Origin of the sequence: Streptomyces sp. NBC_00859 (assembly GCF_045161865.1) — a bacterium.
Taxonomy (GTDB): Bacteria; Actinomycetota; Actinomycetes; order Streptomycetales; family Streptomycetaceae; genus Streptomyces.
On the sequence record NZ_CP108826.1, the window covers coordinates 7,559,986 to 7,572,510 of the forward strand.

A 12,525-nucleotide genomic window follows, 5' to 3' on the forward strand; every position below is an offset into this window, starting at 1 on the left:
ATGTCACGTACACGTATCGGTGGCGCCCGCCGAGCCACGACCCCTTTCGCTGTTCTGGCGTCGGGTGCTCTGCTGGTCTCGCTCAGCGGCTGCGGAGCCGCCGACATGACCAAGCAGTCCTCGCCGTTCGCTGCGGCCAAGGGCGCCAAGTCCGTCACGCTGTCGGTGCAGAGCTGGGTCGGCGCGCAGGCGAATGTGGCGGTCGCCAAGTATCTGCTCGAACACGAGCTGGGCTACCGCGTCGACACCGTACAGGTGGACGAGATCCCTGCCTGGGACGCACTCAGCCAGGGCCGGGTGGACGCGATCCTGGAGGACTGGGGCCACCCCGACCAGGAGAAGCGGTACGTCAAGGACAAGAAGACGATCACAGCCGGCGGTGACCTGGGTGTCACCGGCCACATCGGCTGGTTCGTACCGAAGTACTGGGCGGACAAGCACCCCGATGTCACCGACTGGAAGAACCTCAACAAGTACGCCTCTCAGCTGCGTACGGCGGAGAGCGGCAGCAAGGGCCAGCTCATGGACGGCTCACCGTCCTACGTCACGAACGACAAGGCCCTGGTGAAGAACCTCAAGCTGGACTACGACGTGGTGTTCGCGGGGTCGGAGGCCGCACAGATCACCCAGATCCAGCAGTTCGCCAAGGAGAAGAAGCCCTTCCTCAGCTACTGGTACGAGCCGCAGTGGCTCTTCAACCAGGTACCCATGAAGGAGGTCAAGCTCCCGCGGTACACCGCGAAGTGCGCGGACAAGGGGGTGAAGGACCCGGCGTCCGTCGACTGCGCCTATCCGTCGACACCGCTGCAGAAGTACTTCAACACCGAGTTCACGAGGACGGGCGGAGACGCCGCGAAGTTCCTGAAGAACTTCAAGTGGACGAAGAACGACCAGAACAAGGTCTCCGCGATGATCGCCTCGCAGGGACTCCCGGCCGACGAAGCGGCCAAGCGCTGGGTGGACCGGAACCCGGACGTCTGGAAGAAGTGGCTTCCGGGCAAGAAGTGACAGCGTGTCATGCCGGCGGTCCACCGCGGCCGGCGGCATGACACGCCGGCACCTACCGCTCGGCGGCCGCCGGTTCTCCGCGGTGGGTGCCGGGTGTCCGGCCGGCGGATCCCGTCCGCCGCCGGATTGCGTTCCCGTGCCCCGGGGCGCCGTACGCCGGACGGATGGCCCGGAGCCGTGACGGCAGCGATGCGCCGTACGGGTGGGGCTCGCGGGCCGTCCGCAGGGCGCTGGACGGTTTCTGTTTCGGCGGCCCTGCGGCCCCGGTATCCATGGCACAACAGCCAGCGGCTGCCGTACCAAGCGGGCAAGAGGGACTCCCCGGCCGAGTACGGACGGCCCGCCGCACCCCGTACACCGGAGGCCCCCTTGCTGACGACCCACTACGTCCCCGGCACGCCGAACTGGCTGGACCTCGGTTCCACGGACATCGACGCAGCCGTCGCGTTCTACACCGCCGTGTTCGACTGGACCTTCCGGTCGGCGGGCCCCGACGCCGGCGGCTACGGCTACTTCCAGAAGGGCGGCAGGACCGTCGGAGCCGTCGGTCCACTGACGGAGGAGGGTGCGGGCGCCGCCTGGACGGTCTACTTCCACACCTCCGACGCCGAGGCCACGGGCCGCGCCGTCGGGCAGGCCGGGGGAACGGTCCGCTTCCCGGCGATGGATGTCTTCACGGCAGGCCGCATGGCAGGCTTCACGGACCCGGCAGGCGCTGAGTTCGCCGTGTGGGAACCCGGCGATGTACAGGGCCTGGACACCGTAATGGAGCCGGATGCCATGTGCTGGACCGAGCTGCACACCACTGACGCCGCGGCGGCGAAGGCCTTCTACGGAGCGGTCTTCTCCTGGCAGTACCAGGACATGCCGGCCGGGGACGGCATGGTCTACACCGTCGTCTCCGCGCCCGGCGGCGGCAAGGGCGGCGACACCGGCCACGGCGGCGTCATGCAGCTCCCGGAAGAGAACCGGGAGGCCGGAGCGGTGTCCGAGTGGCATCCGTACTTCGGCGTCGACGACTGCGACACCACCTTCGCCGCGGCGACCGGACACGGTGCGACGGCTCTGATGCCGCCGAGCGACGTTCCGGGGGTCGGGCGGCTGGCGATGCTGCGTGACCCGGCCGGCGCCGTGTTCGCACTGATCAAGGGCGATCCGACGGTGAGATGACAGTTCGGCGGCCGCCCCGGAACCCATCGGGGGCACGGCCCCTGCGTTTGCGGGGCTGCGCCGTCGTGCCGAGAATCGGACTCGGTACGGCTCGGCCTTCCCGGTGCGGCGCGAGCGCGGTGGCGCCGCCCCGCCCGTAGTGTCCGGTCGCCACGGCGGCTCGCGGGACAAGGGGCGCGAGTCATCGCGCGCAGAACGGAGCACGGCCATGAAGCCGATCGTCACCGTAGGGCTGGACAGTAGGGCCGAGTCGCTCTCCGCGGCCCGCTGGGCCGCGCGCGAGGCGCAGTCGCGAGGCGCGACGCTGCGCATCCTGCACGCGCGTGCGGAGCCGCCCGACGGCCCGCACCGGGATTCGGGCGCCGGCCAGCAGGATCTGCCCAGGTGGCTCGTGGAACGGGCACGCATCGTCGTCGACGAGCGCTGCCCAGGACTGCCCGTTGCCGAGGCGCTGACGGAGGGCGACCCGGTGGCGGCGCTCCTCGAGGCGGCCGGCGATTCGGCTGCGGTGGTACTCGGCTCCCGGGACATGGCACCCCTGGCCGGCTACCACCTGGGCGACATCGGCCTCCAGGTGCTGGCGCGGGCCGACGCCCCGGTCGTCCTCGTCCGGGCGCGCGAGGCCACCGGCCCGGTGGCGGATGACGGCGCGGTGGTGCTGGGTCTCTCGCTGCACGGTCCGTGCGACGCGCTCTGCGAGTTCGCCTTCGAGACCGCGGCCAGGCGCGGTGTCCTGCTCCGGGCCGTCCACGGCCGGAGCCTGCCGGAACACGCGTACACCCGCAGTGGTGTCGACCCGCACGCCTCCGGCCGGGAGACCGAGCGCGCCCAGCTGGAACTCGGCGATGCGCTGCGGCCCTGGAGGGAGAAGTTCCCGCAGGTCCGCACAGCCGACCGGGTGCGCACCGAGAGCCCGGCCCAGGCCGTCGTCAGAGGCGCCACGGGTGCGGGGCTCCTGGTCGTCGGACGACGCAGGAACCAACCCGCGCCCGTGCCGCCGGTGGGGCACGTCCTGTCCTCGGCCGTACACCACGCGCCCTGCCCGGTAGCGGTTGTCCCGCACGACTGAACCCCTCACCACTCGACGCGCCCCGCATCAGGGGCGCAGGGTGCCCGGACCGGCCACGAACGCCATCGGATCGAAGGAACACCATGCGTGACACCAGTGCGGGAGCACCGGCCGCGGTCACCGACGACGAGCTCGCGTCACTGCTCGCCCACTGGCGGGCCGCGAACTACCTCGCGGTCGGTCAGATCTATCTCCTGGGAAACCCGCTGCTCACCGAACCGCTGCGGCCGGAACACATCAAGCCCCGGCTGCTGGGCCACTGGGGAACCTCGCCCGGACTGAACCTCGTTCACACACACCTCAACCGTGTCGTCAAGGCGCGCGGCCAGGACACCGTGTGTGTCTGGGGGCCCGGCCACGGCGGCCCGGCGGTCCTCGCCAACGCGTGGCTCGAAGGCAGTTACTCGGAGACGTACCCGGACATCGCCCGCGACGCGGAGGGCATGGCCCGGCTCTTCCGCCAGTTCTCCTTCCCCGGCGGAGTCCCCAGCCATGTCGCCCCGGAGACACCGGGCTCGATCCACGAGGGCGGGGAGCTGGGCTACTCCCTCTCGCACGCCTACGGTGCCGCTTTCGACAACCCCGGCCTGCTGGTCGCCTGTGTCATCGGCGACGGCGAAGCGGAGACGGGCCCGCTCGCGGCCTCATGGCACTCCAACAAGTTCCTCGACCCGGTGTGCGACGGAGCCGTACTCCCCATCCTGCACCTCAACGGGTACAAGATCGCCAACCCGACGGTGCTCGCCCGTATCCCCGAAGCGGAGCTCGACGAACTGCTGCGCGGCTACGGTCATGACGTCCTGCATGTCACCGGGGACGACCCGGCCACGGTGCACCGGGCCATGGCGGCGACCATGGACACGGCACTCGACCGTATCGCCGCCATTCAGCGTGACGCCCGTGAGGAGGGTGCCACGGAGCGCCCACACTGGCCCATGATCGTCCTGCGCACGCCGAAGGGGTGGACGGGCCCCGCGAGGGTCGACGGGCTGCCGGTCGAGGGCACCTGGCGGGCGCACCAGGTGCCCCTGCCCGAGGTCCGCGAGAACCCGGATCACCTGAGGCAACTGGAGACGTGGCTGCGCTCCTACCGGCCCGAGGACCTCTTCGACCGCGAGGGACGGCCCAGTGCCGATGTACTGGCCTGCGTCCCCGACGGCCCGCTGCGCCTCGGTGCGAACCCGCACACCAACGGCGGCCTCCGGTTGCTCGACCTTCCCGTGCCGCAGCTGGAGGAGTACGCAGTCGAGGTCGCCCGTCCGGGCGCGGGCATGCACGAACCGACCCGTGTGCTCGGCGACTTGCTGGAAGCGGTCATGGCAGCCACCGCCCAGCGCCGCGATTTCCGGGTGATGGGACCCGACGAGACCGCCTCCAACCGGCTCCAGGCGCTGTACGGGGCCTCGGGCAAGGCGTGGCAGGCCGGGACCCTGGACGTCGACGAGCACCTCGACCGGCACGGCCGCGTCATGGAGATCCTCTCCGAACACACCTGCCAGGGCTGGCTGGAGGGTTATCTCCTCACCGGCCGGCACGGCCTCTTCTCCTGCTACGAAGCCTTCGTGCACATCGTCGACTCGATGGTCAACCAGCACATCAAGTGGCTGAAGGTGTCGCGCACCCTGCCCTGGCGCCGCCCCATCGCCTCCCTCAACTACCTGCTCACCTCGCACGTCTGGCGCCAGGACCACAACGGCTTCTCGCACCAGGACCCCGGCTTCGTCGACCACGTGCTCAACAAGTCCCCGGAAGTCGTACGTGTCTACCTGCCGCCGGACACCAATACGCTGCTCTCCGTCGCCGAACACGTCCTGCACAGCCGGGACTACGTCAATGTCGTCGTCGCCGGGAAACAGCCCTCCTTCGACTGGCTCACGCTCGACGAGGCGCGCGCCCACTGCGCACGCGGGGCCGGGGTCTGGCAGTGGGCCGGTACGGAGCGTGAGGGCGAGGAGCCCGATGTCGTCCTGGCCTGTGCGGGAGACGTGCCCACCCAGGAGGTGCTGGCCGCGGCCCAGCTGATCCGGCGTCACCTGCCCCGGCTGGCCGTCCGGGTCGTCAACGTGGTCGATCTGGCCAGGCTCCTCCCGGAGTCGGAGCACCCGCACGGGCTGTCCGGCAAGCAGTACGACGCGCTCTTCACGCGTGACAAGCCGGTGATCTTCGCGTACCACGGCTACCCGTGGCTGATCCACCGGCTTGCCTACCGCCAGGCCGGTCACGGAAATCTGCACGTGCGCGGGTACAAGGAGTCCGGGACCACCACCACCCCCTTCGACATGGTGGTGCGCAACGACCTGGACCGCTACCGGCTGGTCCTGGATGTCATCGACCGCGTACCAGGGCTGGCGGTGCGTGCCACCCATGCCCGCCAGGCCATGGAGGACGCCCGGCTGAGACACCACTCCTGGATCCGCGAGCACGGCACCGACCTCCCCGAGGTGGCCGACTGGACCTGGCAGCCGCTGCCGCTCGACACCTGACACAACCTCCCGTGCGGGCAGGGCTTCCCGCCGTAGGGGCCGGTGCCCGCGCGCGAACGCTGTGCCGTCGACGACCGGTTCCCGATTCCCGGCGTGGCAGTACCGCACGCGCGCTGACCCCGGCACAATCAGGGGTGCCGTACGGGGCCTCTGGTTCTGCCGGGGGCGGCGCGGCGGCAATGGTTTGCGAAAGGGCCCCTTCATGACAACTCCTCGCGTGCGCCGGGTGGATGTGCCGGAAGCGGCCCGGACCTCGGGCGACTTTGCTGCTGCCGACTACGCCTCCGCCTTCGGACTGCCCATGCCGCGCGCCGGCTCCCGGACACCGGAGCAGTGGGCGCGGGCCACCTTCGAGGACGCTCCCGCCGCCGTGCGATGGTTCCTGCTGCGGGGCTGGACACTCGTACTCGGCCTGCGGATGGGGCCGAGGCCCTCACCGGGGCACGTCCTCGGCTGGCTGGTCTCCCAATCCGGGCCGGGGTCGGTGACCCTCGAAGCGCGGTCGTCCCTGGTCGTCACCCGCAACATCGTTGTGGTGGACGGCTCCGGGGTCGTCTGGATCACGTTCGTCCGGTACAACCGGCGGCTCTCGCGGCTGGTGTGGGCGGTGGCCGCGCCCGTCCACCATCTGGCGGTGCCCCGTCTCCTCGGCCGGGCGGCCCGCACCCGCACCGGCGCCTGACCCGCGGAGGCCGGGCCCGGCGTCCATGCCCTGATCCACGGCCGGATGCCCGGCCGTGGACCGCGGGCCGCTGTACGGTTCCCGCGTCTGCGGGGTTCTGGTGCACTGCTGACCATCGCCGCACTCGGTCTTCACTCTGCCTGGCTTCTCAGCGTCGCGGTCGGCATTCTCGTCATCGGACACGTCGTGAGGCGCACCGGCTGAGCAGCCGTCACTTCGGCGGCACACGCAGCGGAGTGATCCCTGATGCTGAAGGCATCACGAGGCATGGAAACCGTGTTCAGCACTCTCGTAGTGACGTGCTCGGACGGAGGAACCACCCGGGTCGCCGGGCACTGTCAGTGGCGGATGGCAGCATCGGGCTCATGACGAACACGACACCGTTCGACTGGCGGCCGTTCCTGCTCGGATGGAGCGGGGAGTGGTCGGATTCGCTGTCCGACGAGGAGGCACGGGGGGAGGATGAGGGCGCCCGTCGGGCCCGGTGGCTGGGCTTCCCGTCGGCGTCCGAGGAGCGGATCGCAGCCATGGAGAAGCGCCTCGGCCGGCGGATGCCCCCGTCGTACCGGGAGTTCCTCGAGGTCAGCGACGGGTGGCGGCACGCCGGCGAATTCATCTGGCTCCTGGCGGGGACCACGGACGCGCGCTGGCACAACAACGAGTCGGGTCTCGCGGACATGTTCGAGGAGTACTTGGACGAGGACGCCGGTCCTGCCGAGCGGCAGGACGCGGACATCTGGCGGCGCGGGCTGCAGCTCGAAGTCGAGTCCGACGCCACCCATGTGCTCATGGACCCTGAGGACGCGGACGAGGACGGCGAGTGGGCCGTTTACACGTGGGCCGGCTGGCGTGCCGAACCGCCCGCGCGGTACGCGAACTTCGCCGAGTTCATGCGCGACATGTACCGGGAGTTCCACAGCCTGCGGGCAAGCCGGGCCGGTGGGGAGCAGGACTTCGCCAACGACACGACGCGAGAGCTGGACGCCCTGGTCGAGCGGGCCCGGCTGGAGGCGCTGCGCGGCGACTGGGAGCGGGCCGGGCGCGCGCTGGACGAGGCGAAGGAGTACGGCAGGCCACGGGCAGCCGGACTGGGCGACCAGATACGCCGTCTGCTCGGACAGACCTACATGGTGTACTTCGAGGACGTGGTGACCGACCCGCGGTATGCGGCTGAGCTGCTGCCGGCACTGGTCGCTGAGCATGCGGCGCACTCGTACCGGGACGACTCCACGCTGATGTTCCACCTGCGGGGAGCCGGAGACGACGTGGTGTCGCTGGCCCGCGTGACGCTGGAGCAGGTGCGCAACGGCACGTACCGGTACACGGCGGCCGGACCGTTCGGGGAAGCGGTCGAACGCGCGCGGCAGCTGGCGCGATGGGGCGACACCGACGGTGCGTGGCGCACGCTGACGGACGCTCTGCCGGTATGGCAGCCGCTGGGGCCCGACCACCTGGCGCCGCTGGGCTGGGTGGCCGACCCTCTGCTCGGGCCCCTGCTGACGCCGGACCGGGGCCGCGAGCTGCTGTCCACCCCGAGGGGCGGACAGGCGGGTGAGGCACCGCCCAGGCCGACCGGCCTCGACCCGCACGGCCTGGCCTGGCTCGCGCATCCGGACGCCCACGACGACATCACGTCCTACCGGTTCGTCCTGGTCGAAGGTGTGGAGCCGGAGGGCCTGCCGGAACGCCTCGCGGACGCGAACGGGGCAGCACTGGACGATCCCATGACCTCCGAGGAAGCGCGCCGCCGACTGCTGCGCGGGAAGCGGGAGTTCTCGTCCTACGACGACAGGGCCCTCATGGCTGTCGGCCGGGCGGGCGCCCGTTGGAGCTTCGCCTTCGACGGGGACCCTGCGCAGTTCGACCCGCAGCGGTTCGTGTCCCCGGCCGCGGAGGCCGGCGCAGGTAGCCGTGCGGTGGTCGTGTGGAGCGGTCTGAGGACCCGGTCCGGGGAACCGTTCTTCCACCTTTCCGTGGCACGCAACGGCACCGAGCAGTACGCCTTCACGTACGCGGGTGGAGAGACACACCGGACCGGACCGATACCACCGGCACTGGACCCGGACCGGTACTTCGGCTCCCAGGAGGAGCCCACCGAGGCGGAACGGTCCCTGCTGGAGGCCGTGACCGGCGAGTTCGGGGTCCAGCTGCCGCGCCACGCGATCATGAACGGACGGCTGCACACGTTCACCACCCGCTCATGGACGCGGCCGCCGGGAAACGGGGAGACCTTCGCCGTGATCACCATGAACCGGGATGCCGCAGGCTGACGGACAACGAACCCTTACCGCGCCACGGTCTCCCGCTGCCGTGGCGCCGTCTGGTCCGTCCGTGCGTCAATCGCGGCGAGCTCCTGAGGCGACCGCCGTCCTCAGGCCCTGCGGGCCGCCACTCCCGAGTGCGGGATCGGCGTCATGTCCGACGGGGCCGAGCCCGGTGAATCCGTTGCCGCCGGACGCAAGTCGCAGGGCCGGCCGGCTGGTACTCCCGGTGCGCTGCTGTGTGCCGGTGTGTGCCAGTGTGCTCACTGGCGCCTTCTTGGCCTGGCGCCGCGGTGGCGTCCACCGGATCACGGTGCGCCGAGGCCGGGCCGTGGAGGGGCGGGCGGGGTCAGAGGTCGGCCCAGACCAGACGGCCGCCGGCCTCCTGGGAGGTGCCCCAGTCGGCTGCCAGGGCCGTGACGATGAGCAGGCCGCGGCCACGCTCGGAGAGGTCCACCCTGGGGCCACCGTCCGGATCGGTCTCGCAGGCCGGTGGGCGGCGCTGGGACGGGACGCCGTCGCCGCCCGCGTCCCACACCTGGATCGTGATCCGGGAGCAGGTGCGCCGCAGGCAGCAGCGCACCGTCGCTGACCGTGCGCTGTACCGGACCGAGTTGGTCACCAGCTCGGACACCAGCAGGACCGCGGTCTCCGTGCGTTCCTCCGGTTCGCCCCAGGCGAGCATGGCGTCGCGGACTCGCTGCCGGGAAGCGATGACGCCCTCGGGTATTCGCGGCATCGACCAGCGGTAGGCCGCTTCGTCCATGGCGTTCCTGGAGTCGGGGGAGTCGGGGTCTTCGGGGTCGTCGGAGCGCGCGGCAGAGGCATCACCATCGAATTCAGACATATATGCACTATCAACATATTCGGCATACTCTGCAACTGTCAGAGTGTGAATGATACGGAATGTAACAGGTCGGTTCCCCGGTTTCGCCCGAAGGAGATGGACACCGTGAGAGCCCGTTCAGGACCGACCCTGGAGCACCGAGTCGTCGCCGAGAGGCTCCGTCAGGCCCGTGAACGTGCGGGATGCAGCCTTGCGGCGGTCGCCGCAGCGCTGGAATTGTCCGAGGCCACCGTGCGGCGCATCGAGCGGGCGGAGACAGCTCTGGACGCGGGCCAGGTCAGGGACCTCCTGACGTTCTACGGTCACCCCGATGACGACGCCCGGCGGATCAGATCCAGCCTGGTCAGGGCGAACGAGCCGGGTTGGTGGCACCGCTGGCGGGACGTTCTGCCGCCGTGGCAGCGGGAGGTGATCGGTATCGAGTCGTCGGCCGACGTGATCCGGATCTGGCACCCCGGGCTGGTCCCCGATCTGCTGCGGACACCCGGTTACGCCGCCGCTGTGGAGGCGGTCCGCCACCCCGGGGCGCCGGATGAGGAACGGGCACGGCGCACGGAGTTCCTGCGGGCCCGGCAGGAACGGTTCCACGAACGGGAGGCAGTCCTGTGGGGGCTGATCCCGGAGGCCGCACTCCACACCTGCGTAGGCTCCCCGGATGTCATGCGTGAGCAGCTTGAGGCCTTGCGGGACGCGGCCGCCCGTCCCCACATCAGCCTGCAGGTAATGCCTCTTACGGCCGGACCGCACGCGCTGACCGGCGCGCCGCCGCTGGAGCTGATCCGCCTCCCGGTGCCGGAGATCCCGGACCACGCCGTCGTCGGCGGGCCAGGAGGCGAGGCGGCGGTCACCCATGACCGCGGCGCCGTTTCCGGCTACCGCATGCTGATGGACTCCGCCTGCGGCGTGGCGCCGCCCCCCGGCGCCGCCCTCCCGGCTGTCCATCCGGGCCACTGAAACAGGGAGGGCGCGGCGCGGGGCCGCACCTCGCGCCGCGGGCCCCTGCTTTCCGGCAGGGGCCCGCGGCGAAGGATCCCTTGCGCCATGCAGCGCCCGGACCGGACGCTCATGGTGCAAGGCTCCCGGGAGCGCTCAGTCTCCGAGCGAGTCCTTCATGCCCTTGGCGCGGTCCTTCGCGTCACCGAGTGCGTTCTTGGTGCCGCCCTTCGCCTGGTCGGTCTTGCCTTCGGCCTCCTGGCGCTTGTTGCCGGTGACCTTCCCGGCGGCCTCCTTGGCCTTGCCCTTGATCTTGTCGGTGGCGCTGTCGTCGCCCATGGTCGCTCCTTGTGCGGTGTGGATCGCTGACCAGGCCACGGTAGGACCCTTCCGGAGATACCGCCCGATATCGGACCCCGTCGGCGGATCGGCCTGCCGGCCGGCAATGGCCGCTGTCCCGACGCCTCACCGCGCTGCCGCGCAGCGCCGGGGCCGTGCGGGCGAGTCGCTGAGGAGGAAATCCGCCACGGCGTCACCGGCGCACCCTTCTGCGATGGCCACACCGTGCCCGGTCGCCTCGACGGTGACCATCGCGGCTCGGCCTCCGAAGGCACGCAGCGTCCTGCGGGCCTCGCTCAGCGGAGTCGAGGGGTCAGCGGTGTTCTGCGTCAGCAGGATGTTGTGCGGACCGTGCGTGACCGGCTTCGGCGGATGGTCTGATCCGGCCACGGGCCAGAAGGCGCAGGGCCAGATGTTCGCGGGCGATCCCGCTGTCAGCGGGAACCGCGCTGCACTGTGCGCGACCGCCCGCCGATAGCCCCCGATGTCCTTGGGCCAGACGCTGTCGTTGCAGACGATGGCGTCCTGTGCGCTGAAGAAGTTGTCCGGGAACACGCTGCCGAACTGGAGCCTCGCCGTGACGTCGGCGGGGACCGAGCCGTCGTGGGCCGCAGCGAGCAGCGCCGCGAGCCCCGGCAGATAACCCTGCTGTTCGAGCAGTGCTTCCTCTGCTTCCAGCAGCAGGTTCCCGGTGAGGCCGTCACCCGTCATGAGCGGCAGGGGCGACTCGTTGAGCCCCCGCACGGTGGAAAGGACCGTTTGCCGCACGGCCCTCGCCGAACTGCCGAGGTGGTACGTGCTGTCCCGGGCGGCGGCCCAGCGCGCGAAACCACCGAAGGCATCCTCGACGCCGCGCCCCTTGTTCTGGATGGCGGCCTTCACGCCGCCTGGCGGGACCACACTGTTCAGCAGCACCCGTCCGGAAGTCCCGGGAAAGAGCGAGGCGTAGACCTGCCCGACGAACGTCCCGTACGAGATGCCGGTGTAGGACAGGGTCCGCAATCCCAGGGCGACCCGGATCCGGTCGATGTCGCGTGCGATGTTCACCGTGTTGAAGAAGCGCAGTCCGGGGCCCGCATGATGGCTGCAGGCGGCCGCCACCCGCCGGGCCGACGCGGCATTCGCGTCGATGCGGCCGTCGGCCGCCGGGTAGGGGATGCCGGCGGCCTCGGTGCGGTCGGCGCGAGCGATGCCACAGCGCAGTGGGGCGCTGTGGCCGATACCCCGGTAGTCGAGGCCGTACAGGTCGGTGGTCCGGGTGACGCGCGAGGGCAGTGCGGACGCGTCCTGCGACGGCAGATCGAGCCCGCTGCTGCCGGGGCCGCCCTGGCCCGTCATGAGGGACCTCGGGCGGGCGGCGCCGGAGCGGATCCTGGACACCGCGATGGAGAGATGGCGGCCGTCGGGCGCGTGGTAGTCGAGGGGGACACGGACAGTCGTGCACCGCTGGCGCGGATCACGCTTGACCGGGGTGCCGCCCGTCCCCGCGTCGGGCGCCGGACAGGCGCCCCACTTCAGCGCCCCGGCGGACACGGCGGCGGTGGGCGACCCCTCCGTGCGGCGCTCCGTCGGGCTGCTGCAGGCGGCCGCCGGGGTCAGGAGGCAGACGGCGACAGCCAGCGTGACGGGCGCCCGGTGCAGCCGGCCCCAGCCGGCCGGCAGGGCCCTCATGCGGCGGTGGGGTGGGTGAGCAGCCTGATCAGTAGGTCGCTTGCGACAGCGACGTGGTCGAC

At 71.0% G+C, this 12,525-nt stretch carries 10 protein-coding genes; 7 read left to right on the forward strand and 3 right to left on the reverse strand.

Features of this window, described 5'->3' with window-relative positions; genetic code table 11:
- The 6 genes from OG584_RS33340 to OG584_RS33365 all read left to right on the forward strand — a co-directional run bounded on the left by OG584_RS33340 (nt 1) and on the right by OG584_RS33365 (nt 8,682).
- The gene (locus OG584_RS33340) at nt 1-1,008 is read left to right on the forward strand and encodes an ABC transporter substrate-binding protein (RefSeq protein WP_405783433.1); all 1,008 of its coding nucleotides are present in this window, start codon (nt 1-3) and stop codon (nt 1,006-1,008) included.
- 369 nt (nt 1,009-1,377) lie between these two features.
- Nucleotides 1,378-2,178, forward strand: a complete 801-nt coding sequence (locus OG584_RS33345) for a VOC family protein (protein ID WP_405783434.1) — start codon at nt 1,378-1,380, stop codon at nt 2,176-2,178.
- 208 nt (nt 2,179-2,386) lie between these two features.
- Nucleotides 2,387-3,247 (forward strand): universal stress protein, encoded by an 861-nt coding sequence (locus OG584_RS33350; protein ID WP_405783435.1) that lies wholly within the window; start codon nt 2,387-2,389, stop codon nt 3,245-3,247.
- 83 nt (nt 3,248-3,330) lie between these two features.
- Nucleotides 3,331-5,730, forward strand: coding sequence for a phosphoketolase (locus tag OG584_RS33355; protein WP_405783436.1), 2,400 nt, complete (start codon nt 3,331-3,333; stop codon nt 5,728-5,730).
- Between the two features lie 202 nt (nt 5,731-5,932).
- A complete protein-coding gene (locus tag OG584_RS33360; protein ID WP_405783438.1) occupies nt 5,933-6,412 on the forward strand; it encodes a DUF2867 domain-containing protein in 480 nt (159 codons plus the stop codon).
- A gap of 365 nt (nt 6,413-6,777) precedes the next feature.
- Nucleotides 6,778-8,682 carry an SMI1/KNR4 family protein gene (locus OG584_RS33365; RefSeq protein ID WP_405783439.1) on the forward strand — a complete coding sequence of 635 codons (1,905 nt, stop codon included), beginning with the start codon at nt 6,778-6,780 and terminating at the stop codon, nt 8,680-8,682.
- Between the two features lie 340 nt (nt 8,683-9,022).
- Here OG584_RS33365 and OG584_RS33370 read toward each other — a convergent pair whose 3' ends face one another.
- On the reverse strand, nt 9,023-9,520 hold the full coding sequence (locus OG584_RS33370; protein ID WP_405783440.1) for an ATP-binding protein: 498 nt from the start codon (nt 9,518-9,520) through the stop codon (nt 9,023-9,025).
- Nucleotides 9,521-9,625: 105 nt separating this feature from the next.
- Between OG584_RS33370 and OG584_RS33375 the strand changes: the two genes are divergently transcribed.
- A complete protein-coding gene (locus OG584_RS33375) occupies nt 9,626-10,474 on the forward strand; it encodes a DUF5753 domain-containing protein (protein ID WP_405783441.1) in 849 nt (282 codons plus the stop codon).
- Nucleotides 10,475-10,609: 135 nt separating this feature from the next.
- Here the strand turns inward: OG584_RS33375 and OG584_RS33380 are convergent, their stop codons facing one another.
- Nucleotides 10,610-10,792: a CsbD family protein gene (locus OG584_RS33380; RefSeq protein WP_405783442.1), complete on the reverse strand. Its 183-nt coding sequence runs from the start codon at nt 10,790-10,792 to the stop codon at nt 10,610-10,612.
- Nucleotides 10,793-10,918: 126 nt separating this feature from the next.
- Nucleotides 10,919-12,463 (reverse strand): alpha/beta hydrolase, encoded by a 1,545-nt coding sequence (locus tag OG584_RS33385; protein ID WP_405783443.1) that lies wholly within the window; start codon nt 12,461-12,463, stop codon nt 10,919-10,921.
- Nucleotides 12,464-12,525 lie beyond the last annotated feature (62 nt).